Origin of the sequence: Microtetraspora sp. NBRC 16547 (genome assembly GCF_030268965.1) — a bacterium.
GTDB lineage: Bacteria > Actinomycetota > Actinomycetes > Streptosporangiales > Streptosporangiaceae > Microtetraspora.
The window spans coordinates 148,656-175,190 of sequence record NZ_BSSE01000017.1 but is presented as its reverse complement, the minus strand read 5'-3'; the positions used below and the strand labels follow the sequence as shown (position 1 = coordinate 175,190).

General features: G+C 68.7%; 17 protein-coding genes. 9 read left to right on the top strand and 8 right to left on the bottom strand.

What is annotated here, in order from left to right:
- Positions 1-175: 175 nt before the first annotated feature.
- The 3 genes from QSK17_RS22875 to QSK17_RS22865 form a co-directional block, all read right to left on the bottom strand.
- On the bottom strand, positions 176-553 hold the full coding sequence (locus QSK17_RS22875; RefSeq protein ID WP_285707151.1) for a hypothetical protein: 378 nt from the start codon (positions 551-553) through the stop codon (positions 176-178).
- A gap of 77 nt (positions 554-630) precedes the next feature.
- Positions 631-3,645, bottom strand: a complete 3,015-nt coding sequence (locus tag QSK17_RS22870) for an AfsR/SARP family transcriptional regulator (protein ID WP_285707149.1) — start codon at positions 3,643-3,645, stop codon at positions 631-633.
- A 186-nt stretch (positions 3,646-3,831) separates the two neighbouring features.
- A complete protein-coding gene (locus QSK17_RS22865) occupies positions 3,832-9,879 on the bottom strand; it encodes a phospholipase A2 (RefSeq protein WP_285707147.1) in 6,048 nt (2,015 codons plus the stop codon).
- Between the two features lie 367 nt (positions 9,880-10,246).
- Here QSK17_RS22865 and QSK17_RS36245 point away from each other — a divergent pair, with 367 nt between their 5' ends.
- The 3 genes from QSK17_RS36245 to QSK17_RS22855 all read left to right on the top strand — a co-directional run bounded on the left by QSK17_RS36245 (position 10,247) and on the right by QSK17_RS22855 (position 14,554).
- Positions 10,247-10,558, top strand: coding sequence for a helix-hairpin-helix domain-containing protein (locus QSK17_RS36245; protein WP_352231830.1), 312 nt, complete (start codon positions 10,247-10,249; stop codon positions 10,556-10,558).
- A gap of 253 nt (positions 10,559-10,811) precedes the next feature.
- Positions 10,812-11,090 (top strand): DivIVA domain-containing protein, encoded by a 279-nt coding sequence (locus QSK17_RS22860; protein ID WP_285707146.1) that lies wholly within the window; start codon positions 10,812-10,814, stop codon positions 11,088-11,090.
- A 674-nt stretch (positions 11,091-11,764) separates the two neighbouring features.
- A complete protein-coding gene (locus QSK17_RS22855) occupies positions 11,765-14,554 on the top strand; it encodes a SpoIIE family protein phosphatase (protein ID WP_285707145.1) in 2,790 nt (929 codons plus the stop codon).
- Positions 14,555-14,792: 238 nt separating this feature from the next.
- Here QSK17_RS22855 and QSK17_RS22850 read toward each other — a convergent pair whose 3' ends face one another.
- Both QSK17_RS22850 and QSK17_RS22845 read right to left on the bottom strand, forming a co-directional pair.
- Complete coding sequence (locus QSK17_RS22850; protein WP_285707143.1) at positions 14,793-15,140, bottom strand: STAS domain-containing protein; 348 nt, start codon at positions 15,138-15,140, stop codon at positions 14,793-14,795.
- A gap of 25 nt (positions 15,141-15,165) precedes the next feature.
- Entirely contained in the window at positions 15,166-15,603 is a 438-nt protein-coding gene (locus QSK17_RS22845; RefSeq protein ID WP_285707141.1) for an ATP-binding protein, read from the bottom strand.
- Between the two features lie 456 nt (positions 15,604-16,059).
- Here QSK17_RS22845 and kdpF point away from each other — a divergent pair, with 456 nt between their 5' ends.
- From kdpF to QSK17_RS22825, 4 genes are read left to right on the top strand one after another with little or no spacing between them, the layout of a single operon-like run.
- The gene (kdpF, locus tag QSK17_RS22840; protein ID WP_285707139.1) at positions 16,060-16,149 is read left to right on the top strand and encodes a K(+)-transporting ATPase subunit F; all 90 of its coding nucleotides are present in this window, start codon (positions 16,060-16,062) and stop codon (positions 16,147-16,149) included.
- On the top strand, positions 16,149-17,810 hold the full coding sequence (kdpA, locus tag QSK17_RS22835; protein WP_285707138.1) for a potassium-transporting ATPase subunit KdpA: 1,662 nt from the start codon (positions 16,149-16,151) through the stop codon (positions 17,808-17,810). The genes kdpF and kdpA overlap by 1 nt, the downstream gene beginning before the upstream one ends.
- Before the next feature lies 1 nt (position 17,811).
- On the top strand, positions 17,812-19,941 hold the full coding sequence (gene kdpB / locus QSK17_RS22830; RefSeq protein ID WP_285707137.1) for a potassium-transporting ATPase subunit KdpB: 2,130 nt from the start codon (positions 17,812-17,814) through the stop codon (positions 19,939-19,941).
- The gene (locus tag QSK17_RS22825) at positions 19,941-20,813 is read left to right on the top strand and encodes a potassium-transporting ATPase subunit C (protein WP_285707136.1); all 873 of its coding nucleotides are present in this window, start codon (positions 19,941-19,943) and stop codon (positions 20,811-20,813) included. The genes kdpB and QSK17_RS22825 overlap by 1 nt, the downstream gene beginning before the upstream one ends.
- 85 nt (positions 20,814-20,898) lie before the next feature.
- Here QSK17_RS22825 and QSK17_RS22820 read toward each other — a convergent pair whose 3' ends face one another.
- The 3 genes from QSK17_RS22820 to QSK17_RS22810 form a co-directional block, all read right to left on the bottom strand.
- Entirely contained in the window at positions 20,899-21,345 is a 447-nt protein-coding gene (locus tag QSK17_RS22820; protein WP_285707135.1) for an Lrp/AsnC family transcriptional regulator, read from the bottom strand.
- Entirely contained in the window at positions 21,342-22,697 is a 1,356-nt protein-coding gene (locus QSK17_RS22815; protein ID WP_285707134.1) for a transaminase, read from the bottom strand. Before QSK17_RS22815 ends, QSK17_RS22820 begins: the two co-directional genes overlap by 4 nt.
- 113 nt (positions 22,698-22,810) lie before the next feature.
- Positions 22,811-23,470, bottom strand: coding sequence for a TetR/AcrR family transcriptional regulator (locus tag QSK17_RS22810; protein ID WP_285707133.1), 660 nt, complete (start codon positions 23,468-23,470; stop codon positions 22,811-22,813).
- 87 nt (positions 23,471-23,557) lie between these two features.
- Between QSK17_RS22810 and QSK17_RS22805 the strand changes: the two genes are divergently transcribed.
- On the top strand, positions 23,558-25,195 hold the full coding sequence (locus QSK17_RS22805; protein WP_285707131.1) for an amidohydrolase: 1,638 nt from the start codon (positions 23,558-23,560) through the stop codon (positions 25,193-25,195).
- Complete coding sequence (locus tag QSK17_RS22800) at positions 25,192-26,532, top strand: APC family permease (protein WP_285707129.1); 1,341 nt, start codon at positions 25,192-25,194, stop codon at positions 26,530-26,532. The genes QSK17_RS22805 and QSK17_RS22800 overlap by 4 nt, the downstream gene beginning before the upstream one ends.
- The last annotated feature ends 3 nt before the right edge of the window (positions 26,533-26,535 follow it).

The following is a 26,535-nucleotide window of genomic DNA, read 5'->3' as shown; positions in this document are numbered from 1 at the left end:
GGGTGGACCGGCCACGCTGACACCAACGCCGCGATCAATATCAGCAACGCCGCAGGAACTGTGGTGTCAGGACGTGGAGACCTCGGGGCTGCCCGGTCTGTGAAGCGTCAACCCCCGCGCGCCGCTTGACCGTGACGCGACGGGAGAGTCTCCGGTCTTCAGGCCGGGGAGGAGTTCAACGTGCCCTGGCGACGAGAGACGTCGTCAGGGCGGAGACGACAGGGATGAGGGTGAGGCCCACCAGGAACAACAGGCCGACCGGCCACAGGCCCTGGCCGCCTTCCCTGAGCTCCTCGATGACGCCTACCGCGAAATAGACGTAGAACGGAGCGGCGGCGATCAGGCCCCAGAGGAACCCTGTCTGAGGAACGAACCATCCGGCCAGACCGGCCAGGATCGCCAGGCCCACGAACGAGAGCAGCAGATAGGGCGAGTCCATGAAGTCGCGGGGTGCGTCGGCGGCGACCGGGGGCGCGGAAGCGACGCAGATGGCCACCGCGATGGATCCTGCGATGATCAGGGCCAGCGCCCACACGAGGACGGAACGGGGCATATCACTCCTAGGTCCGATAGCCGCTGCTCATGACTCATCCTTATCGGCGATGGACCTCCTGATAAGGGTACGAATACTCATCGCGATTGAGTAGGTTGCCGCATTTGATCGGTGTGTATCCCGGCGAGGGCACCCGCTTCTCGGCAGGCCTGCGCGGCCGCCGCGAGGTCCCCGGCGGCGGTGTAGGCGTCAGCGAGGCTGGCCAGCGCGCCTGCGAGGAACTCCTGCCAGCCACGGGTGCGCCAGAGCCTGACCGACTCCTCCAGATGGGTGACCGCCTCGCTGATCCTGCCCTCCGCCAAGTCGACCTCGCCGAGCACCCAGAGCGCGTCGGCCGTGTGGTGGGCCAGGTGATGGGAGCGGCTCAGCGCCTCGGCCGCCTCCGCCGCGGCCCTGGCCCGCGGGTCGTGGTGTACGGCGTAGAGCTTGGCCAGCGCCACCAGGCCCATCGCTTCGAGCAGCGGGTCGCGGAACTGGCGGTAGATGGCCAGGGCCCTGGAGAGGTACTGCAGACCTGCCTCGAACTCTCTGGCGTGTGCGTGCGCGAGGCCGAGGAACTGCAGAGCCGTGGCCTCGAAACGCGGGTTGCCCAGCTTCTCGGCCAGTTCCAAGCCGCGCAGCAGGTGGACGATGGCCATCCTGATCTGCCGTGTTCCGTACGCCACAGCCATGCACACGTGCGCCCTGGCCTCCCCGCCCAGGTGGCCGCTGCCTTCCGCGAGGCTCAGCGCGATCCGCCCTGACCGCAGGCCCTGCGTCATATCGCCCCTGGCGGCCTCCCCCCAGGCTCGCAGCACGTAGGCGTCGGACAGCCCGCGCCTTTCGCCCAACTCGGAGAACATGGCGATCAGCTGCTCAGCCCCGTCGAACTGCGCGGCCATGGCCTCGCCGCCGGTCTCCATCCACGTGGTGGCGTGCATGAGCCCGCGCAGGATCATGGCTTCGCCGAGTCTGTTGCCCGCCCTACGGCATGCGTCCAGAACGCCCTCGTGGAGCGCGCGCCAGTCGTCGAACTGCCCGCACACGTCGAAGTAGCGCTCCACACAGCAGGCCATATCCCACGCGACCTCGGCCAAGCCCAGCGAGCAGGCCTGACGGATCGACGCGACCAGCGCCGGCCGCTCGGTGTCGAACCAGGCCATCGGGTCCTGCTCGGCCAGACCTTCCCAGGGGGTTTCGTCGGGGGAGCTCCAGCGAGGGGCGGTGCCGTGGATGATGGCGGATGAGGTGCCGGGCACTTTCTGTGTGGCGTGTTCTGCCAGCGCGAGCCATGCCCCGAAGGCCCTGCCGAGCGCCGCGGCCACGATCTCCGGTTCGTCTTCGAGCTCGCTGCGTTCGCGGGCGTACAGGCGGACGAGGTCGTGGAAGCGGTACCGGGGCTGTCCCGCCGGGTCCGTCCCGCTGATCAGCACGAGCTGCGCGTCCACCAGAGCCTCGACCAGCTCCTCGCCTGCCGCCACGGGCAGGTCCAGCAGCGCCCCGGCCACCCAGCCGGCGAAGTCGGGCACGTCCAGGGAGCCGAGCAGCCGGAACGCCCTGCACGTCTCGTGGTCGAGCCCCACATAGCTGAGCGCCAGGCTGGCCCTGACGGCGAGATCGCCGGTGGTGAACCGGTCAAGCCGCCGCCGCTCGTCGGTGAGTTGCCTGGCCAGGTGGGTCAGCGGCCAGTGCGGCCTGGCGGCGAGCCGAGCTCCCGCCACCCGGACGGCGAGCGGGATGCAGTCCGACAGCCTGACGATCTCAGCCGCCGCCTTCGCTTCCGCGGCCACCCTGCCGGCCCCCGCGATCCTGGAGAGCAGCTGTACGGCCTGCTTGGGCGGGAGCACGGAGAGTTCGATCAGGGGCGCGCCGGACAGCCCGGTCAGCCGGATCCTGCTGGTGATGATGACGGCGCAGCCGGACGTGCCGGGGAGCAGCGGGCGGACCTGCTCTTCTGAGGCGGCGTTGTCGAGCACGATGAGCATCCGGCGCTCCGCCAGTCGGCTCCGGAAGAACGCGGCCCGCTCCTCGGTGGTCTCCGGCAGGGTGGAGCGCGGCGTGCCGAGCGCGGTGAGAAAGGCCGCGAGGACCTGGGTCGGGTCGGAGGGGCAGGCCTCCGCGCCGTGCAGGTTCGCATGGAGCTGGCCGTCGGGATAGTGCCGCGCGATCCGATGGGCGGCGTGTACGGCGAGCGTCGTCTTGCCGACCCCGCCCATCCCGGTGATGACGCAGACGCGCACGGGCCCTGGTCCCGGTGGCGGCTCCTTGCCGAGGAGGCCCGTCAGCTGGGCGAGTTGGTCCTCCCTACCGGTGAAGTCGGAGATGCCGGTCGGAAGCTGGGCGGGGGAGATATCGCCTGACGGGGTGGTGGAGGTGTCGACGGGGAGCGTGCCGGTGAGGATGGCCTGGTGCAGGTGGCGGAGCTCGGCACCGGGGTCCAGGCCCAGTTCGGCGGCGAACAGCCGTCGGGCGTCCTGGTAGGTGGCCAGCGCCTCCGCCTGCCGTCCCGACCTGGCCAGAGCGAGCATGAGCTGGGTGCGTGGCCGGTCTCTCAGCGGATGCTCGGCGACGAGCCCGCTGAGCTCAGCGATGAGCGCGGCGTGCATTCCGCGTGCCAGGTCCGCCTCGATCCGGTTCTCCAACGCGGTGAGCCGCACCTCCTCCAGCCGGTGCGCGTGGTCGCGAAGCCCGGCGGTGAGGTTCAGCTCCGCGTACGCCGGACCGCGCCAGAGCTCCAGAGATCGCCTGAGCAGCGCGGCGGCCCGTTCGTGGTCTCCGGCGGCGAGGGCGGCCCTGCCCTGTTCGGCCAGGGTCTCGAACCGGTCAGCGTCCAACTCTTCCGGACGGATGGAAAGCCCGTAACCGGCGCTGGTGCGGGTGATCCGGTCCCCGCCCAGCGTCCTGCGGAGCTGGTGTACGTAGAGCCGGAGGTTGTCCGCGGCGGTGCGTGGCGGGGTCTGGCCCCAGAGCGCCTCGATGAGGATGGAGCGGGACACGGCGCGTCCCGCGTGGCAGATGAGTTCGGCGAGCAGGGTGCGCTGCTTCCCTCCGCCGAGCGGTAGTGGCTGGGCATCGGCTGAGACGTGAAGCGGCCCTAAGACGGCGAACTCCATCGCGCTCCCCGGAAGAGAACGGTCGTGCACAAAGATCAAAGTTGATTCAATGTGCACGATCGATTTACTCCCGTCAACCCCATGAGTCGAGCCGATCTACATCCGATCCACATCCGATTCACACGGACACCGGCGGGAGCCGTCGTGACGGCTCCCGCCGGTGCGGGTCAGTGATTCGAAGGCGGGTCAGCCGAAGGCGAGCACCGCGAGGTAGTAGTCATAGGCGATTCTCCTGCACGTCCCCTTGAAGAAGTAGTGCGGGCAGACGCCCCAGTAGAGGACGTAGTAGAAGACGTAGTCCACCTCGTATTTGTTGTGGATGTATCTCGCGTTGCGCAGGGCGTATCCGTAGTCGTGCATCATGCACGCCTGACGGAAGTCGAACCCGAGCGGCCTGTCGGGCGCCTTGGTGCAGTAGTCGTAGTACACGCCGCGGATCCACCAGCCCGCCGGGGTCTTCACCCACTGGACGGAGCGCCAACTGCCGTGATACCACGCGTAGCTGATACCGCAGTGGTTGAACGCGAAGTGCCAGAAGTTCGTGCACCAGTACCACTTCTTGCCGTCCAGGTCGGCGTTCGAGGTGGGCGACTGGTACGCGTAGTCGTAGGCGTTGGCGCTCCCGCCCTCGACCGGGTCGGTCTGGAGGAACCGTCCCAGCTTGGGCTGGTAGAGCCGGACGCCCATGAGGATGGTGCCGTCAGGCGTGTCGGAGGCCCGCTCGGCCGCGCCGTGCCAGCCGTATCGCGTCGAGGGCTGACCCGGGCGCGGGTTGCCGAACTCGTCGAAGTCCAGCGCGAGCGGGACCCCGCCGACCACGGTGTACACCACGTTGATGTCGTCGTGCAGGTTGGTGAGCTGCAGCCGGACGTCTCCGGTGGCCGACGTGACCGCTGCCAGGCCACCCGAGATCGAGCGGATGTTCCTGGTGACGGCTCCGGAAGTGGCGTTCTCCACGACCCACGCGGGCATGTCGTCATCGGCGTCGAAGTGCTCGATCCGCGTGCCGATGCTGTTCCACGTCCCGCCGGACAGCTGCTCCAGCATGGTGGTGTTGCGCCGCAGTTGCGGGTCGAGCGTGTAGGACTGCCGCACCGAGCCCGAGGTCATCGACTTGACCAGGTCGGTGGTGTAGTAGCTCACCGTCAGCCCCGCGGGTGTGGCCGTGGTGCGACCGTAGGCGTCGTACACGTAACCGGAGTCGGCCAGCCGATCCCCGCCGTCGTAGGCGTGGTTCTCCGTGACCGCGCCCGAGCCGTCGCAGCGGCTGCTGGTCAGCGAGGTGCGGTTGGAGTTGGCGTCGTACCCGTACGTCCGCCGTGTGCAGGTCCCGCTCACGGTGTCGTCCACCGAACCGATCCTGCCGATCTTGTCATAGCCGATCTGCTGCGCCGAGAGCCCGTTGTGTGTGACCTGCTGGCCGTGGATCGACCAGGTCACCGAGTCGTCGACCAGCTTCACTCCGGCGGCGTTCTGGTAGCCGCGCCAGGTCGGCGCGCCTGCCGGATCCCTGAGGAGGTTGTAGGAGACGCCTCCCGGAAGGTCCTCGTGCACGATGGAGCCGTCCAGGTCGTAGCGGGCGGTGAACGTGCCCGCGACCGAGTCGGTCATCGAGGTGAGCACGCCTCTGGGGTCGGCGGAGGTGTCGTAGGCGTAGGTCACCGTCGATGGGGCACCGTCCGTCTTTTTGATCACCCGATCGAGCGCGTCGTACTCCACCCTGGTCACACCGCCGTCGGCGTCGGTGTAGGACACCTGGCGTCCCAGCGCGTCGTACTCCCTGCTGATCACGGTTCCGTTGGAGGCCGTGGTCCGCACCGTGCGCCCCGCCGCGTCGTAGGTCGCGGTCACCTCGGGAACCGCTGTGCCCACGCCACCGGTGATCGTGGTCTTCACGATCTGGCCCGCGGCGTCGTACGTGGTGGCAGTGGTCCTGGTGACCCCGTTCGCGGTCTCGGTCACCGCCGTGAGACGGCCGCCCGCCTCGTAGGTGTGGACCTTGGTGACCAGCTCGGCGGGGTTGGAGCCGCCGCCGGAGATCGCCGTCTTCGCCTTCGTACGGCAGAGCAGCCCGGCCCACTCGGCCTTGCCGCCACAGGTGCCCGTGCCGTCGGCGGTGTAGTACTCGCTCGTCGTCGTGCCGGCGTCGTCACCCGACGACTTCGGCATGGTGGTGCTGATCACCCGGCCTTCCGTGTCGTAGGCGGTCGTCCTGGTGATCGCCAGGCCACCGGGGTCGTCGACGGTCTTGGTGACCTTGCCGGTGTTCCAGTCGTAGTACGTCTTGCTGACCCTGGGGTCGGCGTCCGACGTCCTGCCGGGCACCCAGGCGCCCACGGTCACCGTGGTGACCAGGTTCGCCACCTTGGCGTCCGCCGGCCGGCCCTCGTCGAAGGTGTTGACCGTGTGCTTCCTGGCCGCCACCTGAGCCCCGTCCAACCTGATCAGGTGCAGCGGCCCGAACTCGGACTGCCGGCGCTGTCCGTCGGAGCTGTAGCCGGACTCCTCGGAGAGCAGCCGGGCCCGCTCCTCTGTCGGGGTGTTGAGCAGGCCGAGTTGGGCCAGGTCGTTCCCCGCGTTCGTCCCCTGCCCCAGGGCGAGCGCCCGGTTGCCCGCCGACAGCGAGAGCACGGTGTTACCCTGCGCGTCGAACTGGGTGGCGGATATGCCGCCGCCCGGCTCGGCGCGGTTGACCGCCTGCGCTGACGCGTTGAGGTAGATGATCGTGGCGCGGCCATAGTCGGACGCGGCCAGACCGCCGCGCCCCGTGTGGTTCGCGGGCACCTGGTCGGCCGGGAAGATGGCGGTGGCGTCGACGGGCGCGTCGTTCTGGCCCCACGTCGCCGTGGTCGCCCCGGACAGCGTGTACGGCGAGCCGCTTCCGCTGATCGGGACGTCGTACACCACTGAGACGGTCGCGGTGCCGTTCGTCTCGCTCATGGTTCCCGGGCGGAGCGTCGGCCTGGAGGCGCTGAGCAGCATCCCGTCGGCCGCGGTGTCGAGGTTGCCCGCCTTGCCGTAGGTGAAGGTCCATGGCAGGTCGCCGGGCGGGGTGTACCGGTTCACCCGGCCGCCCAGGTCGTAGTCGTAGCGGGTCCTGACATCGGGGGTGTTGGGGTTCCACTGCTCGCGGAGGCGGCCCAGGTCGTCGTAACGGTACTCGGCCAGGCCCTGTGGCGCGCTCTTCCCACCCTCCCAGAGACTGATCTGCTTGACCTGGCCGGCCACGTCGCCGAGTTGCGAGCCCGCGGTCGTCGTGGTGGCGTAGGTCAGTTTGAGCAGCCGGCAGCCCTGGGGCAGGACGGCGAGGCTGTCCACGTCGCAGTCGTTCTGCGAGGCGACCGACCAGGACGGCGCGATGATCTTGAGAGGCCTGGCCAGCGACTTGCCGTCAGAGCCGGTCACCGACTCCCAGACGAAGGCCGTGCTGCCCTTGCCGCTCGCCGGGTAGACGGCGCGGACCAGATAGGTCGTCGCCGACGGGCCCACCTTGGCGAAGACCGTCCGCTCGCCGGAGTTGACGTCGGAGAGGGTGTATCGATCGGCGGCCGAGTCGTAGGTCAGCTTCAGATTGGCGGCGTCGGGCTGAGGGGTGAAGGATCCGTCGGTGTTCTTGGTGAAGGCCACCGATGAGTCTTCGCCGCCGAGCTCGACAGAGGTGGCCGAGGTGCTGCGCAGGGTCGCGAAAGTGCCCTGCCCCGACTGGGCGAGCCCGTTCGGGGTCCACTCGGTGCCGAAGATGGCCGCGATCCCCGGCAGCGACGAGCCCTTGCGCGGGTTTCGCGAGGAGAAGGAGCGCATGAGCCCGACGCCGAACACGTTGGCGTCGGTGGCCGCCATCTTGAAGTCACCGGTGAGCATGTTGACCGAGCCCGGCCCGATGGGCTGGCTGGACGCGCCCTCCGCGTTGCGGTCGACGATCAGGTCGACCGGCTGCGACGCCGCAGTTCCCGTCGAGGTGGTGAACTCGGCGCGCACCTGGATCACGCCGTCCTCGGTAAGCGTGTGCGTGGTGTCCCAGACCAGATCGGGAGAGACGCCCGAGGCCATCGCCACCGGCCAGGTGATCGCCCCGCCGTCCGACTTCTTCCGCACGTCGGCGGCGGGAACCTGATGCCAGGTGTCGGCCTCGCCGCGCCGGTAGGAGAAGGTGACCGCGGTCAGCCCCGAGCTGCCCGTCGCGGTCAGCACGGTACGGCGAGCGGTCGACTGTCCGTCCTTCGGCGAGGTGACGGCCGACGCGCCGACGTTGAAGGCGTACGTCGTGGCGGCGGACTGGTTGCCCGCCTTGTTCTTGACCCATGCCTTCAGGGTGTGCGGGCCGTCGCTGCCGGGGGTCCAGCTGAGCGTGTACGGCGAGCCGGAGTTCGCGGCGGACTGCTGGGCGCCGCCGTCGAAGGACCAGAGCACGGCCGACACGTCAGTGCCGGAGGGCGTGATGGTGAACTTGCCCACCTGGCCGGAACCCTTCGCCCATCCATCCTGGGGGTAGTCGTCGGAGGAGACGTCGGGGGCGGGCGGAGGGGCGGCGTTCACGGTGAAGGTGAACCAGCTCGACCACGCGCTGTAGTCGGTGCCGTCGTAGGAGCGGACCCGCCAGTGGTAGGAGGTGTTGGCGAGAGCCGTGCTCACCTTCCACGAGCCGGTGGCGCCGGAGGAGATGTTCGAGACCGACCCGCTGCTGACCTTGGTCACGTGGTCGGGTGTCCACACCTCGAAGTCGGCCCGCAGCGCCTGCCCGTCCGCGTCGCTGACCTTGGCGGACAGCGTCGGCTGGGAGATGCCCACCAGGGCGGGGCTGGTGCAGGTCGTGCACGGCGCGATCGCCAGGTTCGTGGGCGTCGCCGGGACGGTGTTGTAGGTGATGGAGATGTTCGGGTTGTTCTCGAACCGCTTCCAGTAGTAGTTGTCCGTCTCGCTCCCGGCCTTCACCATGAACGTGATGGACGTGCCGCCGGAGTCCATGATGCCCTGCAGGGCGCTGGTCACGTCCCAGCCGACCCAGGCCGCGGGGCAACTCGAAGGGCCGCCGGCCCCGCTGGATGACCAGCCGTAGGCGACGTTCTTCGCGCCGATGTTCAGGTTGGAGGCCGGCTGGTTGTTCCACGAGGTGGAGGAGGTCACCCCGGCGGTCCTGTGCAGCTCGACGTTCCTGGCCGAGCAGGACCAGGCCCAGGTCTCCTTGATGTTGAAGGTCGCGGAGATGATGTGCTTGCTCGTGCCCATCCCCGAAAGGCTCATGTTGAAGAACGAGCGCCGCTTGTAGCCGCCGGAGTTACTGGTGCCGCTCGTGGCGTCATTGGTGGAGTTCCAGTAGGTGCTGGTCGGGTAGGCGGAGTCGACGTACGTCCAGCCCGACTTGGCCGAGGTGAAGCTCGGGTCGATCGTCACAGGGAAGACGGTGGCCGGGTCGACCAGCAGGGCGGCGTCAGGGATGACCTTCATGGCGCCGTCGGAGAGCGTTACGTCCATCTTGCTGCGCTTGCCCGCCCCTGCGCTGATGGTCGGGGCGGCGGGGTTCCGCTTCATTGCGGTTTCAGCGGTGGCGTCCCACATCTCCGCCGCCGAAGAGGCGAACACCGCGTCGCCCTTGGCGTTCACGATCGTGACGTTGCCGTGCTTGTCAGCCTTGATCTTGCCCTTCTTCAGGGAAGTGGCGAACGTCAGGGCCTTCAGCTTGGGATCGGCGGCCGCGTCGCGAGTCTTGACCACAAGCTTCTCGGCGAATCCGTCGACATCCGCGGTGAGCACCAGGTCGACGCCGGGCAGCACCTCGGGGTAGGTGGCGGTCGCGCCGTCCAGCACCGGCTTGGGCAGGGCGCCAAGGGGCGAGCCCAGGGTGAGCTCGGTGCCCTCCTCGGAGGCGCTCACCAGCGGGCCCTCACCGCCGCCGGAGAAGTGGTAGGAAATGGCGGCGGCCTTCGGCGTGACCGACCCGTCCGGGTTCGCGACCAGCGTCGCGTCCGCGGCGACCCACTGGTCGCCCTGCTTCACCCGGACAGGGCGGTAGCGATGGTCCTGGGTCACGGTGCCATCTGGGTTGATGAAGTACTCGTCTGTCTCCGAAGTGAGCGACGCCACCTTGATCCGCTTACCGCAGACCGCGGCGGCCAGCTTGGCGGAGATCTCGGTGGGCATCTCGTCGGGACAGGTGGCGGTCGGATCCTGGGTCTTGATCGGAACGGGCGCGGCTTCCGCTGGGAGCGGTACGAGAACAGTGGATGTCAGCGCCAAGACAATGAGGGGCGGTAATGCGGTAAGCCGCCCCAGTTTCTTCAGCACCGTCTACCTCCGCCTAACGCGATCGGACAGTCGGGATCAGCGTGATCAGCGGCTGTATAGGTGTCGTATAGATCGCGTTAGGGAGTGTGTGGCACAGCCTCATGGCTTGGCGCCGGTGCCGAGGAAACCGGTCAGCTCGGGGTTGACGAGAGCAGGGTCATCCTCGTGGAGGATGTGTCCTCGCGCGACCGCACGTGATGGCCGGAATGTACAAGACCGCAGGCGGAGGTTTGATGATCCTTAGAGGGCAAGCAAGGTCCGCATCGGGTCTCCCTCACTCGGGGGTCAACCCGTACAAGTGGAGAGGGCGACTCAGATCATGTCACCAACCGAGCCAAGCTCGTACCCTGGCCATACCCGCGATGACCGTCCCGTGCGGTCGCTTGCGAACGTGGGCCCGAAGGTAGCGGCGCGATTCCAGCGGATTGGCATCTCGACCGTCGGTGAACTCCGAGGGGCGGATCCCGTAGAACTGTTCGAACGAATGCAGGCGGTAGCCGGGCACCCGGAAGACCCGTGCTTGCTGGACACGCTCATCTCCGCGGTCCGGCAGGCCGACGGCGAGCCGGCACGTCCGTGGTGGACGTACACGGCTGAACGTAAGCGGCTATTCGACGGCAGGACGGCATGAGTGGCTTCACGTCGCCGTGGGGCATCGGACCCGCACAATGCCTTTCGCATCAACCACAACATAACCCCGGCCTCCTTGCAAAAGGGGACCCTCTCGCTCGATCTCGTCGCTGCGGCAGGAGACTGCCTTTTGACTCGCGGGGAAGGGCGCCGGCGTGTCTCGCGACTCGCGTCCGAAATGAGGGATCAAGGACAGTCAGTTACTGTAGGTCGGCCTATTGCCCGGCATTGACATATGTGCCATTATCGGCTTCATGAATGATTCGGTAAATCAGGAGCCGGGCGAGTTCTCCGATGGACCATCAAATCGGTACACGTTTGATGTGGTCTTTCGTGGTTATGACCGCCATCCGGTCCACCAATTGTTCCAGCGAATCGAGAAGACTCTGACCGGCTCGGTGGATGAGCTGGAACGTGTCACTCCGGACGTTATCCGGGCTGCCAAGTTCAACATCGTCATTCGGGGTTACAGCCGCAGCCAGGTCGATGCGGCTCTACTCGACTGCATCCAGCGACTCCAGGCGCGGGCCTGAGTGCTCAACCTCCGGTGCCTCGGGTCGCCCGGAGACAACTCGCCCTGAACCGGACACCACTGCCGCACTCCGTCAGCATGACAGCTAACGCCCGTCCGGTCCTGACCGTTGGCGGCCACGACCCCGAACTGAGCAGGTGACTCGACGAGGCGCTGACCGCCTTCAACGAAGCCGCGACCGGCACGCCCTACGGAGACTCCTTCTCCGTCAAGGTCACCGACGAATCCGGCGCGCTGGTCGCGGGACTGACCGCCTGGACCTGGGGCGGTCTGTGCGGCATCTCAACGCTTTGGGTTCGCGATGCTCGGCATCCCCGGCGGCCACGAGGATGTCCGCATGTTCAAGAAGCTGACCGGCTGAAAACCACGCCTCCGGCGGGGACCTCCGGCGGGGCCCCCGCCTTGCCCTGTGACCCTGTACCGCATCCCTTGCGGGCGGGACGTACGAAGTGAATCGTGTGAACGATCTGGGTTTTAAGGGTCCGGTACGGCCTTGCCCGCTTTGGTCAAAGCCGATGAAATCCAGTGCAGGTATCTCCCCCCATTTTGCATAACGTTCATAGACTGCACCTATATGAACAAATCGATTAAATGCTGTTACATCCAAATGGGGTCTCCGCGGCATGATCCCGGCGCCCATCATGATCCAAGCGCCATGTGGGGGGAGCGCTCGAAGTGACGGCCGGATGGAATGACACCGATGCTCTCACCGAGGACTGCGAGCGCTTCCTTACGGGGGGACCCGTCGGCGCAGGCGTGCGGACATCGGTGTTGACCTCGTGGCAGCGCTGTCAAAGCCTGGGCATCCGGGCCGACCAGGTCGATATCCCTTACCACCAGGACCTGGACCTGGAAAGCGATCTCATCCGCGCCGCCGGTCCCGTGATCGATCAGCTGAATTCCGCGCTCTACGGCATGCCGATGGGCGTGCTCCTCTGCGACGAGCAGGCGCGGATCATCGACCGCCGCGTCGACGATCCGTCACTGAACAGAGTTCTTGACGCGCGAGGGCTCGCCCCCGGATTCGGATACGCCGAGCAGTTCGCCGGCACCAACGGCATAGGCACCGCGCTGGTCGATCGGAGACCCGTCTTGATTCACGGCCGCGAGCACTTCGTCGACGCCTTGCGGATATTCAGCTGTGCGGGCATTCCCATCCGCGACCCCCTCAGTGGACAGAGCCGAGGTCTGCTGGACCTGACCTGCCTGTGTGAGGATGCCGATCCGGCGATGCTGGCCCTCGCTCGCGAGGCGGCCCGTAGCATCGAACGGCGTCTCCTCGATCAGAGCACGGAACGAGAGCGGGCCCTGCTCCGGACGTTCTTCCAGGCCCACCGCGCGGCAGGCGGTGCCCCGCCCGCCTCCCTCCTCCGGCCGGAGGAGGGCGAGCCTGTCGGCCCAGGAGCTTCGGGCGGCGATCTGCTGAACCGGCACGACCGGCTCATCTTGCAGGAGAAGGCCGCGGAGCTGATCTCCTCGGGACACGCGGCCATCGTCGAGGTGCCCCTCCCGCACGGCCGGGCGGCCACACTCCTGAGCCGGCCGGTGACGAGTTCCTCCGGGGAAACCGGCGTCGCCGTCGAGGCGGTCCTGCCCGGCGGTGCGCTCCGGCGTCTCGCCACCACCGCTCGCCCTGTCCTGCCGTACAAGAACGTCACTCCGAGCCCGATCACCTTGTCTCCGCCATACACAACCGCCTCTCCCGACCGATCCGCTCTCACCGAGCCGCCCAGTGTCACGGACAAGTGGCTGATCGCCGTGGGCGAGCCAGGAGTCGGCCGACTCGCCCTGTTGGCACGGCAGCGTCTGGAACTGCTCACCGAAGCCGGCATCCGCATAGGCACCACTCTCGACGTGACCCGGACCGCCGAGGAGTTGACAGAGGTCGCGATCCCGCGGCTCGCGGACTTCGTCACCGTCGATCTGCCGGACGCCGTGCTGAGGGGGGAGGAGCCGACCAACGTGAGCGGAGCGATGCGCCGGGTGGCGCTCGGCGCCGTCAGCGAGGGCTCCCACCTGTACCCGGTGGGCGATCTGGTCACGTTCGTCCCGGCCACGCCACAAGCACGGTGCCTGGCGACCGGGCAGTCTGTGCTCTCACCACTACCGGCTCTCGCGTCCACGTGGTTGCCCGAGGATCCCGCACGTGCCGAGAAGGTCCGCGCGCGTGGAATCCACTCGGCCATCGCCGTCCCCTTGCTCGCCCGGGGCGTCGTCCTGGGCGTGGCGAGCTTCTACCGGCTGGAGCACCAGGGTCCCTTCGAAGAGGACGACCTGTCCCTTGCCGAGGAACTGGCCGGCCGCGCCGCGGTGTGCATCGACAACGCCCGCCGCTTCACCCTCGAACGCACGACGGCCCTGACTCTGCAACGCAGCCTGCTCCCTCATGGCCTGCCCGAGCAGACCGCTGTCGAGGCCGCGCACCGCTACCTACCCGCGCAGGCCGGCGTGGGCGGGGACTGGTTCGACATCATCCCGCTGTCGGGTGCCCGCGTGGCGCTGGTCGTCGGCGACGTCGTCGGCCACGGCCTCCACGCCTCCGCCACCATGGGCCGCCTGCGCACCGCGGTCCAGAACTTCTCCGACCTCGATCTGCCCGTTGACGAGGTCCTCGCCCACCTCGACGACCTCGTCGGCCGTCTCGACCTCGACGAGGACCCGGACGGGGCGGCCGGAGCCGGGATCATCGGTGCCACCTGCCTGTACGCGGTCTACGACCCGGTCTCCCAACGCTGCACCATGGCTCGCGCAGGCCACCCCGCGCCGGCGCTCGTCCTCCCCGACGGCACCGTGGAACTTCCCGAGGTGCCCGCGGGACCGCCTCTCGGCCTGGGCTGTGCGCCCTTTGAGACCGTCGACATCGCGATGCCCGAGGGCAGCCAGCTGATCCTCTACACCGACGGGCTCATCGAACACCGTGACCGCGACATCGACGTCGCGATCGACCAGTTGCGGTGCGTTCTCACCCACCCCGACCGCCCGCCGGAGGAGACCTGCGACGCGCTGCTCGGAGCCCTGCTCCCCGCCCAGCCCAGCGACGACGTCGCCCTGCTCGTCGCCCGCACCCGCGCGTTGAACGCCCAGCAGGTCGCCCAGTGGGACGTGCCCGCCGACCCGGCAGCCGTCTCCGGCATACGTACGGCGGTCACCCGGCAACTGGCCGACTGGGACATGGAGGAGCTGACGTTCTCCACCGAGTTGATGATCAGCGAGCTGGTCACCAACGCCATCCGGTACGCGGGCGCCCCCATCCAGGTGCGCCTGCTCCGCGACCGCACACTGATCTGCGAGGTCTCCGACGGCAGCTGCACCTCACCACGCCTGCGTCGCGCCGCCACCACCGACGAAGGTGGACGCGGCCTGTTCCTCGTCGCCCAACTCGCCCAACGCTGGGGCACCCGCCACACCGCCGACGGCAAGGTCATCTGGACGGAACAGCCTCTCTCCTCCTTCGCCGCGCTTTGACGGGCGCTCAGGCAGAGGAGGGGGCCGGGCTCTCGCCTTTACGCGGGGTTCGTCAGATCCAGCACCCCGACTGTCTGGCCCTCACTCTGCTCACCTGTGAGCTGGAACCCGAGCTTCCGGTAGAAGCCCTCTGGCCCGTCCTCTCCCGGCTCCCAGCGGCCAGGGCGTGAGCGAGCCTCTTCGGGGCTCGCTCCGGCAGCGGTCGCGTCACCCACCTCGGCCGGAGCGAGCAGGGGCCTCAGCGGAAGCTCTTCACGGCCTCCTCTTCGTCGTCGTATGTCTCGAAGACGGTCAGCAGCTTGGTGATCATCAGCAGATCCTGGATCTTGCGATTCAGGTTGACGAGTTTCAGTTGCCCGCCGACGTTGTTGACCGTCGTATAGGAGGAGACGAGCTCCCCGATGCCGGAGCTGTCTACGTAGGAAATGGCGCCGAGGTTGAGCAGGATCTTGTAATGTCCACTGCTTATCAGGTCGCGTACGCGATCCCTGAGTTGGACGCTTCCGTCTCCGATGACGATTTTACCGGCCGCGTCGAGCACGGTGACGTCGCCGTTCCGGCGTTCGGTCAGAGTCAGCTGAGGCATTGTGGCGTCCTTTCGTCGATGTGATTCAGTGGCGGACGTTTTTGATCAGGCGGACCTCGGTGCCCGGTGGCTCGTCGTGATGACGCAAGGACAGTTCGTTGACGAATTCCCTCATCAGTGGAAGTCCGCGGCCTGACCTGTGCAGACTCCTCGGGTCCGGCCAGTCGGGCAGGCCGCCTGAATCGAACCCTTCGCCTTCGTCGCGGATCGTCACTGTTATGCGGTCTCGCCGGAAGGAAATCCACATGCGGATTCTCTTCTCCGGCGCGTGCCGGTTTCCGTGAACGACCGCGTTGGCGACGGCTTCATGAACCGCCAGGCCGAGCCGGTAGCAGCCGTCCTCGTTCAGCCCGAATTCGCGGGCGAAACGAGCTGCGGTCTCTCCGGCAGTGATTATGCTGTCCACGCTGGAATCGAGATCCAGCTCTTCGATGGAATCCGGCGAACTGTCGACATCGGGCACGGTCGGTTTTTCCTTTCGCGACCCACCATCCATGCGTTTTCTTCTCAGAACGAGGTGGGAACAAACGGGAGGAAAAGCCTCCAAAACGTCAGATTTAGCCCAAGGGGCGACGCCGCCGGCCCCTGATGCCCCGGCCTCCTGATGTCCCGGCCCCAGGAACGTCGCCGAGGGCCTGAGGTCGGGACTGCGCGTCCGTGACGGCTCCGCTGCGGATCGCTTGTCGGCCGCCCACGTAGGAATGCTGTCAATAATCAACAGGACGGCGTAGGAAAGCCGTCAAGACGGGGCGAACTCTCACTAACTCCGCGATTTGCTTGCTGCAGGGCCGCTCATCTGGGCGGCCCTGAGGCACCTATCCGGCATCTGAGGAGTGGGGATGGCAGACGTCATCTTCGTCGCCCTGACGATCGCGATCTTCGCGGTCCTCGGGCTCGTTGTGAAGGCGGTGGAGCGGCTGTGAGCGCCGTCAACGCGGCCGGCCTGGTCGTGACCGTCGGCCTGGTGATCTTCATGGTCGCGGCCCTGCTGTTCCCGGAGCGGTTCTGATGTCGCCGACCGTCGCGGGAATCGTCTTCATCGCGTCCCTCGTCGTCGCCCTCGCGATCGTGCACCGGCCGCTCGGCGACTACATGTACCGCGTCTACACCGGCACCCGGCATCTCGCCGTTGAGCGGGTGATCTACCGGGTCATCGGCGTCCGTCCCGACTCCGGGCAGCGCTGGACCGTCTACGCCCGATCCGTGCTGGCGTTCTCGGCCGTCTCGATCCTGTTCCTGTACGCGTTCCAGCGCCTGCAGGACAAGCTGTTCCTGTCGCTGGGCTTCGGCCCGGTGCCCGACCACATCGCGTGGAACACCGCGGTCAGTTTCGTGACCAACACCAACTGGCAGGCGTACTCGGGTGAGTCCACGATGGGCCACCTGGTGCAGATGGCCGGCCTGGCCGTGCAGAACTTCGTCTCCGCCGCGGTGGGCATGGCCGTCGCGATCGCCCTGGTCCGCGGCTTCGCCCGCAAGGCGACCGATGATCTGGGCAACTTCTGGGTGGACCTGGTCCGCGGCTCGATCCGCATCCTGCTGCCCCTCGCCTTCGTCGGCGCCCTGGTGCTGGTCGCGGGCGGCCTGATCCAGAACTTCGCCGATCCGCACACGGTCGCGACACTGGCCGGGGGGAACCAGACGATCACCGGCGGCCCGGTGGCCAGCCAGGAGATCATCAAGGAGATGGGCAACAACGGCGGCGGCTTCTACAACGCCAACTCCGCCCATCCCTTCGAGAACGCCACGAGTTGGACCAACTGGGTCGAGATCTTCGCGATCCTCATGCTGCCGTTCTCGCTGCCGCGCACCTTCGGCCGCATGGTCGGCGACAAGCGGCAGGGGTACGCCATCGTCGCGATCATGGGCGTGCTGGCCCTGGCCAGCGTCAGCGTCCTGACCTGGTTGGAACTCTCACACAACGGCACGGTCCCGCAGGCGATCGGGGCCGCCATGGAGGGAAAGGAGGCCAGGTTCGGCGTGGCCAACTCCGGCACCTTCGCCGCGGCCACCACGCTCACCTCGACCGGGGCCGTGAACTCCTTCCACGACTCCTACACCGCGCTCGGTGGCATGATCACGATGTTCAACATGATGCTGGGCGAGGTCGCGCCCGGCGGCGTGGGCTCCGGCCTGTACGGCATGCTCGTCCTCGCGGTCATCACCGTCTTCGTGGCCGGACTGATGGTCGGCCGCACGCCCGAGTACCTCGGCAAGAAGATCGGCTCTCGCGAGATCAAGCTCGCCTCGCTGTACTTCCTGACCACCCCGGCGCTCGTCCTGATCGGCACGGCGCTGGCGATGGCGTCCCCCGAGCAGCGCGCGAGCATGCTGAACGGCGGTGCGCACGGCCTGTCGGAGGTGCTCTACGCCTTCACCAGCGCCTCCAACAACAACGGCTCGGCGTTCGCCGGCCTCACCGTCAACACCCCGTGGTACGACACCGCGCTCGGCCTGTGCATGGCCTTCGGCCGGTTCCTGCCGATGGTGTTCGTGCTCGGCCTGGCTGGCTCGCTGGCCCGGCAATCGCCCATCCCCGCCTCCGCGGGCACGCTGCCCACCCACCGGCCGCAGTTCGTCGGCATGGTCGTCGGCGTCACGATCATCCTGGTCGGCCTCACGTTCCTCCCCGCCCTGGCGCTCGGGCCGCTCGCAGAAGGAATCCACTGACATGTCAACACCTGTGCTCCACGCGCCGGGCCGTACCCCCGGGAAGGGCAGGGTCGGCGGCGGCCTGCTCGATCCCAAGCAGATGGTCCGTTCGCTGCCGGACGCGCTGCGCAAGCTCAACCCGATGACGCTGTGGCGCAATCCGGTCATGTTCATCGTCGAGATCGGCGCGGTCTTCACCACCGTGCTGGCCGCCGTCGATCCCTCGTTCTTCGCCTGGGCGATCGTGGTCTGGTTGTGGCTGACCGTGGTGTTCGCCAACCTGGCGGAGGCCGTGGCCGAGGGCCGGGGCAAGGCCCAGGCGGCGACACTGCGCGCGGCCAAGCGCGACACCACGGCCCGCCGCCTGCGCGACAGGAGCGACGTGGGTGCCTGGGACGTGGTCGGGGCGACCGAACTGCGGCAGGGTGACGTCGTCATCGTCGAGGCCGGGGAGATCATCCCGGGCGACGGCGACGTGATCGAGGGCATCGCCTCCGTCGACGAGTCGGCGATCACCGGGGAGTCCGCGCCGGTGATCCGCGAGTCCGGCGGCGACAGGTCGGCGGTGACGGGCGGCACGAAGGTGCTCTCCGACCGGATCATCGTCCAGATCACCCAGAAACCGGGGGAGAGCTTCATCGACCGGATGATCTCCCTGGTCGAGGGCGCCAACCGGCAGAAGACGCCCAACGAGATCGCACTGAACATCCTGCTGGCCGCACTGACGATCATCTTCCTGGTCGCCACCGCCACCATGCAGCCCCTCGCGATCTATTCCAAGAGCGTCAACCCCGGCATTCCGGACTCTCTGGCGCTGACCGGCAACGGCGTCACGGGCGTGGTGCTGGCCTCGCTGGTGGTGTGCCTGATCCCCACCACGATCGGCGCGCTGCTGTCCGCGATCGGCATCGCCGGCATGGACCGGCTGGTCCAGCGCAACGTGCTCGCCATGAGCGGCCGGGCGGTGGAGGCGGCGGGAGACGTCAGCACGCTGCTGCTGGACAAGACCGGCACCATCACCCTCGGAAACCGGCAGGCGTCGGAGTTCGTACCGGCGAGCGGAGTGAGCGCCGACGAACTGGCCACCGTGGCCCAGCTCGCCAGCCTGGCCGACGAGACGCCCGAAGGTCGCTCGATCGTGGTGTACGCCAAGCAGGCCCACGGCCTCCGCGAGCGGCAGCCGGGCGAGCTGGCCCACGCCGTGTGGGTGCCGTTCACCGCCCAGACCCGCATGTCGGGCGTGGACGTCGACGGCCGCCAGGTGCGCAAGGGCGCGGCGACCGCGGTCATGAAATGGGTACGGGACGCCGGCGGGCACCCGACCGACGAGGTCGGCCACCTGGTCGACGGGATCTCCGCCTCCGGCGGCACGCCTCTGGTGGTGGGCGAGATCGCCGACGGCAAGGCCCGGGTCCTCGGCGTGATCCACCTCAAGGACGTGGTCAAGGCCGGGATGCGGGACCGGTTCGACGAGATGCGCCGGATGGGCATCCGCACCATCATGATCACAGGGGACAACCCGCTGACCGCCAAGGCGATCGCGGACGAGGCCGGGGTGGACGACTTCCTGGCCGAGGCCACGCCCGAGGACAAGCTCGCGCTGATCAAGCGGGAGCAGGAGGGCGGCCGGCTGGTCGCCATGACCGGTGACGGCACCAACGACGCGCCCGCGCTCGCACAGGCCGACGTCGGCGTGGCGATGAACACCGGCACGTCCGCCGCCAAGGAGGCGGGCAACATGGTCGACCTCGACTCCAACCCCACCAAACTCATCGAGATCGTCGAGATCGGCAAGCAGCTCCTGATCACCCGGGGCGCGCTGACCACGTTCTCGATCGCCAACGACATCGCCAAGTACTTCGCGATCATTCCCGCGATCTTCGCGGCGGTCTACCCCGGCCTGGGCGTGCTCAACGTCATGCGCCTGGCCAGCCCCCAGTCGGCGGTGCTCTCCGCGGTCATCTTCAACGCGCTCGTCATCGTCGCGCTGATCCCCCTTGCCCTCCGAGGCGTGCGCTACCGCCCGTCCAGCGCCGCCAAGCTGCTCTCCCGCAACCTCTACGTGTACGGCCTGGGCGGCATCGTGGCGCCGTTCATCGGAATCAAGCTCATCGACCTGTTCGTCCAGTTCATCCCGGGGATGTCGTGATGGAACGTCTGCCAGGCTGGATCCGCCAGCATCTCGCCGCGATCCGCGCGCTGCTCGTGCTGACCGTGGTGCTCGGAATCGCCTACCCGCTCGCGGTCACCGGCGTCGCCCAGGCGCTTCTCAACGACCAGGCCAACGGTTCCCCCGTCCGGAAGGACGGCGCGGTCGTCGGCAGCTCGCTCATCGGGCAGTCCTTCACCGGCAAGGACGGCGCCCCGATCAGGAAGTACTTCCAGAGCCGCCCGAGCGCGGCCGGGAACGGCTACGACCCGACGGCGAGCGGGGCGAGCAACCTCGGCCCCGAGAACGTCCTGGACATGCTCGCCGTACCCGGAGCGAAGAACGCCAAGGGCGAACCGGACACCGGCAAGCGGAGCCTGCTCACCGAAGTGTGCGCGCGCAGCCGCGCCGTCGGGGAGCTCGAAGGCGTCAGCGGCGCCCGGCCGTACTGCACGGACGACGGCGTGGGCGCGGTCCTGAAGGTCTTCCCGGCCGTCGGCACGCCGACCCGGGTGGTCAGCGCGAACCAGGCATGCCCGGCCACCCCCTTCGTCGCCGAGTACCAGGGCGTGAAGGTGGAGTGCGCCAAGCCCGGCGAGGACCTGGCCGCCGGCCGTACCGTGCCCGTGCAAGGTACGGCGCCGGCCGTGGTCCCGGCGGACGCGGTCACCGCGAGCGGCTCCGGCCTCGACCCGCACATCTCGGTCGCGTACGCCGAGCTCCAGGCGCCCAGGGTCGCCAAGGAGCGCGGCATCCCGCTGGAGCGGGTCAGGCGGCTCATCGCGGACAACACGACCGGGCGCGCCCTCGGCTTCATGGGCGAGCCCGCCGTGAACGTCCTCACGCTCAACCTGGCGCTGGACAAGGGCTGACCGTCGGCGCGGGCCGCCCACCGCGGGCGGCCCGCACCATCCGCCCGCCGCCCGAAGGACTCAGGCCACACGCCGCCCGAAGGGCTCAGGTGCCCGGCCAGGCGAAGCGGTGGGTGTGGATCCCGAAGTAGGTGAACGCCTCGGCGCGGGTGACTCCGGGCACCCGCTTGATGTGGTCGTTGAGTATGGCGAGGAGCTCGGCCGGCTCCTTGCACACGACCTCCACGAACATGTCGAACGAGCCGGACGTGAGCACCACGTAGATCACGCCGGACAGCTCGCTGATCCGGTCGGCGACGGTGTGCACGTCGCTCTCGACGCGCACACCGATCAGTGCCATGACGGGCAGGCCGAGCGCCATCGGGTCGGTCACGCCGACGATCTGGACGACGCCCTCGTCCCGCAGCCGCTGCACCCGCTGGCGTACGGCGGGGGCCGAGAGCCCGGTCGTCTCGGCCAGCGCGGTGTAGGACACCCGGCCGTCCCGCTGCAACTCGCGCAGGACGAGCCGGTCGATCTCGTCGAGGTTCATCCGACCAGTTCGGCCACGGCGGCCGCGAACACCTCGTGGTGCCGGTCGACGTCGGCTTCGGTGGTGGCCGGGCACATCAGCGCCATGTTGTGGAACGGGGTGAGCAGCACGCCGCGGTTGGCGAGGTAGACGTGCAGGTAGTCGTCGAGGTCGGGGTCGCCGGCCGCGTTGGACTCGCCGCCGTTGCGCGGGGCGGGGTCGGTGAAGCGGTACTCCGCGCGCGCACCGAGCTGGGTGACCGACCAGGGGAGCGCGTGCTCGTCGATGACCTCCTGCACGCCCTTGGTGAAGCGGGTCGCCAGCTCGGTCATGGCGGTGAAGGCGTCGTCGGTGAGCACGTGCTCGAGGGTGGCCCGCATGGCGGCCACGGAGAGCGCGTTCCCGGCGAGCGTGCCGCCGACTCCGCCCATGTCGATCAGGTCGAGCCCGCTCATCCCTTCGATCCGGGCCGCCACCTCGGCGGACAGTCCGTACCCGCCGCTGGGGATGCCGCCGCCGATGGCCTTGCCGATCGTCACGATGTCGGGGTCGAGCCCCCACGCCCCCGTGCAGCCGCCGGGCCCGGCCGAGAACGTGTGGGTCTCGTCGTTGATGAGCAGGGTGCCGTACCGCCGGGTCAGCTCCCGCACCCCGTCGAGGTAGCCGGGCTCCGGCAGCACGATGCCGATGTTGGTGAGGGCGGGCTCCATGAGGACGGCGGCGACGTCGCCGTGGGCCAGCTCGCGCTCCAGGGACGGCAGGTCGTTGAACTCCACCACCCGGGAGGTGACGGTCGGGTCGACGGGGGCGCCGACGTTGCCCTCGCGGGAGACCTGCTCGCCGTCCGGGCCGACCACGAGCAGGACCTCGTCCACGCTGCCGTGGTAGCAGTAGCTGTTCACCAGGATCTTCGGCCGGCCGGTGATCGCCCGGGCCAGCCGGATGGCCCAGCGGTTCGCGTCGGTGGCGGTCAGCGAGAAGCTCCAGTACGGCAGGCCGAAGCGGCGGCCGAGCTCGGCTCCGACCCAGGTCGCGTCCTCGGTCGGCATCATCACGGTCGCGCCGCCACGGCCCGCGAAGCGGTCGGCTACCGCGTCCGCGGTCGCCTGCGGCGAGTGCCCCGCCATGGCGCCGGTGTCGCCCAGGCAGAGATCGACGTACGTGTGGCCGTCCACGTCGGTGACCCGGGCGCCCCGGGCCTCGGCCAGGTAGAGCGGGAAACCGGCGGCGGTCTTGTTCATCCAGGTCATCGGCACGCCGCCGAACAGGTGGGCGCGGGCCTGCTCGTACGCGGCCGCCGAGCGCGGGTTGCGGTCACGGAACGCGCGGCGCTCACGGTCGAGCAGGTCGGCGAGACGAGCACGGTCGATCATGATCACTGCCTTAGAAAGCATCGAACGAATCGGTATTCACACCGGAATCTGAAGTCAACGTATACCAGAACGTTTGATTCTTCATAGGGGCAGATTTTCGTCGCGGCGGGACGTCACCCGGCGAGTGATCGCAGCGTGCCGCGCAGTCCCTCCACGATCGCCGCCAGCCCGACCTCGAACGAGAGGTCGGCGGGCGGGCACCGGCGGGCGGCCGCCGCCTCGTCGCGGGCGCGTACGGTCGCGGCGAAGGAGGGCGCCTCGGCCGAGAGCGGCCCGGACTCGAACATGTCGGGCGGGGCCACCATGTCCAGGGCGGACCCGAGGATGAACGACTCGACCGAGACCATGACCGGGATGATCATCTCCGCCGGCCAGCCGCCGCGTTCCAGTCCGGTGACGACCTGCTCGTACATCCGCAGGGTCCGCAGCGCGCCGGAGATCGGAAGCGTTGCCAGGAGCGAAATGGCGGGCGGATGCGCGGCGAAGGTGGCGCGGTAGCCGTGCGCCCACAGGACCATCGCCTCGTCCCACGGCAGCCGGGTGAACATCGAGGCGTCGATCGAGTCCGAGACGAGCTCGCGGACCGCGGCCAGGATGTCGTCTTTGCCGGCGACGTGGTTGTAGAGGGAGGAGGGCCGCACCCCGAGCCGCTGTGCCAGCGCAGCCAGGGAGAACCCCTCGGCTCCGGCGTCGTCGATGAGCCCGAGGGCGGCGCGCGCGATGATCTCCCTGCTCAGGATCGGTGTGGCCGGTCGGCCTGCGCGTCTTCTCATTTTGCCCGGCCGACCCCTTCCGCTTTGGCCTCCGGACAACTTATCCTTCCCGCACTAAACGAACGACATTCATTTTTTTGGACGCCGATGACTCGCATCCTCTTCCGCAACGGCACGATCTGGACCGGCACCGGGAGCACCGTCCCGGCCCTCTCCACCTGGAACGGCCGGATCGAGGCCGTCGGGGCCGAGGCTCTCGCCCAGGCCACCGAACAGGGCGCCGACGAGGTCGTCGACCTTCAGGGCGGGCTGCTGCTCCCGGCTTTCGGTGACGGCCACTGCCACCCCGACCACGCCGGGTTTGAGGCGATGGGCCCGCGAGTCAGGTCCTGCGGCAGCGTGGAGGAGATCGTCGAGGAGGTCCGCCGGTACGCCGCCGCGCACCCGGAGGCCGAGTGGATCGTCGGCGCCAGCTACGACTCGACCCTGGCCCCCGACGGCGTGTTCGACGCCCGCTGGCTGGACGCGGCCGTACCGGACCGGCCCGTCGTCCTGCGCGCCTGGGACTACCACACGATCTGGTGCAACACCGAGGCCATGAGGCGGGCCGGTCTTTCCGCCTCCACTCCTGACTCGGCCCGCGGCACCTTCGCCCGCCGCGCCGACGGCGAGCTGATCGGCACGATGTACGAATGGGACGCGGTGGACGCCGTCCTCCGCGCCGCGCCCGCCCGCACCACCGACGACCTGGTGCGGGCGCTGCGCATCGCCACCGAGTCCTACGCGGCGGCCGGGGCCACCTGGATCCAGGACGCCTGGGTGGAGCACGCCTCCGTGGAGGCGTACGTCGAGGCGGCCCGGCGCGGCGTGCTGGCCACCCGGGTGAACCTCGGCCTGCGCGCCGACCCGGAGCGCTGGCGCGTCCAGCTCGCCGAGTTCGCCGACGCCCGCGACCGGGTGCGCGCGCTGGGCGACGACCGCCTCACCGTGAACACGGTCAAGTTCTTCGTGGACGGCATCCTGGAGAACCGCACGGCGTCACTGCTCGCGCCCTACAGCGACGACCCGTGCACGCGCGGCATGCCGATCTGGCCGTACGAGGAGCTGCTCGAGGCGTTCACCGCCGTGGACGCGATGGGGCTGCAGGCGCACCTGCACGCGATCGGCGACGCCGGCGTGCGGACCGCCCTGGACGCGATCGAGCACGTGGTCCGAGTCAACGGCCCACGGGACCGGCGGCCGGTCATCGCCCATGTCCAGGTGCTGGACGAGGCGGACCTGCCGCGTTTCGCCGAGCTCGGCGTGACCGCGAACCTCCAGCCCCTGTGGGCGCGTACCGACGCCGCGATGACCGAGCTGACCCTCCCCAGGATCGGCGCCGAACGCGCTCGGCGGCAGTACCTCATCGGCTCGCTGCTCCGCGCCGGGGTCACCGTGGCCTTCGGCAGCGACTGGCCGGTGAGCGACCACCGCCCGCTGGCCGGCCTGCCGGTCGCGGTGACGCGTGAGAACGAGGAGCGGGAGCCGGCCGGCGGCTGGCTGCCCGAGGAGCGCGTCGGCTTCGACGACGCCCTGTCCGCGTACACGGCGGGGGTCGCCTACCAGGCCTTCGCCGAGGAGGAGCGCGGCCTGCTGACCCCCGGGAAGGTCGCCGACCTGGTCTGGCTGGACGTCGACGTACGCCAGATGGACCCACATGACATCGCACTCCGGTCGGCCGTCCGCGGCACGTGGATGGCCGGCACCCGAATTCACCCCCCTGCCGACAGGAGTGACGTTTTATGAAAGAACCCGCCGCGGACCCTGGACTGAAGAGGGTCCTGGGCGTCCCGGGCCTGACGCTGTTCGGGCTGACCTATCTCGCCCCGGTGGCCGTCTTCACGACGTACGGCGCCGTCACCCAGATCACCCAGGGGCACCTGCCCTCGGCGTACGTGGTCGCCCTGGTGGTCATGCTGTTCACGGCGGTGAGTTACGGCCGGATGGCCCGGGTGTACCCCACCGCCGGATCGGCCTACACCTACACCCAGCAGACCTTCGGCGGGCACGTCGGGTTCCTGACCGGGTGGACCCTGATGCTCGACTATCTCTTCCTCCCGATGATCAACTTCCTGCTCATCGGGATCTACCTGCACAGCCAGTTCCCCGCCGTGCCCCAGTGGGCGTTCACCCTGGGCGCCCTGCTCGTGGTGCTCGCGCTCAACATCCTCGGCATCACCGTGATGAGTCGGGTCAACGTCCTGGTCGTCGGCGTCTCCGTGGTGCTGATCCTCGTGTTCGTCGCGCTGTCGCTCAAGCACCTGGGGGGCCACCCCTCCCCGGCGCCCTTCGCACCCTTCACGCCCGGCGCCGGCGTGTTCTCCGGCGCCGCCGTCCTGGCGCTGAGCTTCCTCGGGTTCGACGCCGTCTCCACGCTGTCGGAGGAGGCCAGGGACCCGCGCCGGGACATCCCGCGGGCGATCGTGCTCACTACGCTGATCGGCGGCCTGCTGTTCATCCTGGTCGCCTGGATGGGCAGCCTCGCGCACCCCGGTTACGACGACTTCGCCAACCCCGACACCGCCGGTGTGGACATCATGGCCGCCCTGGGCGGCGCCGCGTTCGAGACGATCTTCGTGGGCATCTACGTCATCGGCGCCTTCGGATCGGCGATGGCCACCCAGGCGAGCGTCTCCCGCATCCTCTACTCCATGGGGCGGGACGGCGTGCTGCCCAAGCGCGCGTTCAGCATGCTGCACGCCCGGTTCAGGTCACCGGTCTTCGCCGTCGCCGTGGTGTCCGCGGTGTCGCTCGTCGCGCTCTTCATCAGCCTGGACAACGCGGTGGTGATGGTCAACTTCGGTGCGCTGATCGCCTTCTCGATGGTGAACCTCACCGTGATCAAGCGCTACCTCGTCGACGAGCGGCGGCGCTCCACCGGCGACCTGCTCCGGTACGGACTGGTGCCCCTGGTGGGCTTCGCCCTGACCGTCTGGCTGTGGACGAGCCTTTCGGGCGTGACGTTCCAGGTCGGACTCGCCTGGATGGGCATCGGCGTGGTCTACCTCCTCGGACTCACTCGGCTCTTCCGGCGCAAGCCCCCGGTGATGTCCTTCTCCGAGGCCGATCCCGCCACCGTCTGACGC

Excerpts from the sequence above, each read along its gene's own strand:
- QSK17_RS22875 (WP_285707151.1), bottom strand. The coding sequence starts at position 553 with ATGCCCCGTTCCGTCCTCGTGTGGGCGCTGGCCCTGATCATCGCAGGA.
- QSK17_RS22870 (WP_285707149.1), bottom strand. The coding sequence starts at position 3,645 with ATGGAGTTCGCCGTCTTAGGGCCGCTTCACGTCTCAGCCGATGCCCAG.
- QSK17_RS36245 (WP_352231830.1), top strand. The coding sequence starts at position 10,247 with ATGTCACCAACCGAGCCAAGCTCGTACCCTGGCCATACCCGCGATGAC.
- QSK17_RS22860 (WP_285707146.1), top strand. The coding sequence starts at position 10,812 with ATGAATGATTCGGTAAATCAGGAGCCGGGCGAGTTCTCCGATGGACCA.
- QSK17_RS22850 (WP_285707143.1), bottom strand. The coding sequence starts at position 15,140 with ATGCCTCAGCTGACTCTGACCGAACGCCGGAACGGCGACGTCACCGTG.
- kdpA (WP_285707138.1), top strand. The coding sequence starts at position 16,149 with ATGTCGCCGACCGTCGCGGGAATCGTCTTCATCGCGTCCCTCGTCGTC.
- kdpB (WP_285707137.1), top strand. The coding sequence starts at position 17,812 with ATGTCAACACCTGTGCTCCACGCGCCGGGCCGTACCCCCGGGAAGGGC.
- QSK17_RS22825 (WP_285707136.1), top strand. The coding sequence starts at position 19,941 with ATGGAACGTCTGCCAGGCTGGATCCGCCAGCATCTCGCCGCGATCCGC.
- QSK17_RS22820 (WP_285707135.1), bottom strand. The coding sequence starts at position 21,345 with ATGAACCTCGACGAGATCGACCGGCTCGTCCTGCGCGAGTTGCAGCGG.
- QSK17_RS22815 (WP_285707134.1), bottom strand. The coding sequence starts at position 22,697 with ATGATCGACCGTGCTCGTCTCGCCGACCTGCTCGACCGTGAGCGCCGC.
- QSK17_RS22810 (WP_285707133.1), bottom strand. The coding sequence starts at position 23,470 with ATGAGAAGACGCGCAGGCCGACCGGCCACACCGATCCTGAGCAGGGAG.
- QSK17_RS22805 (WP_285707131.1), top strand. The coding sequence starts at position 23,558 with ATGACTCGCATCCTCTTCCGCAACGGCACGATCTGGACCGGCACCGGG.
- QSK17_RS22800 (WP_285707129.1), top strand. The coding sequence starts at position 25,192 with ATGAAAGAACCCGCCGCGGACCCTGGACTGAAGAGGGTCCTGGGCGTC.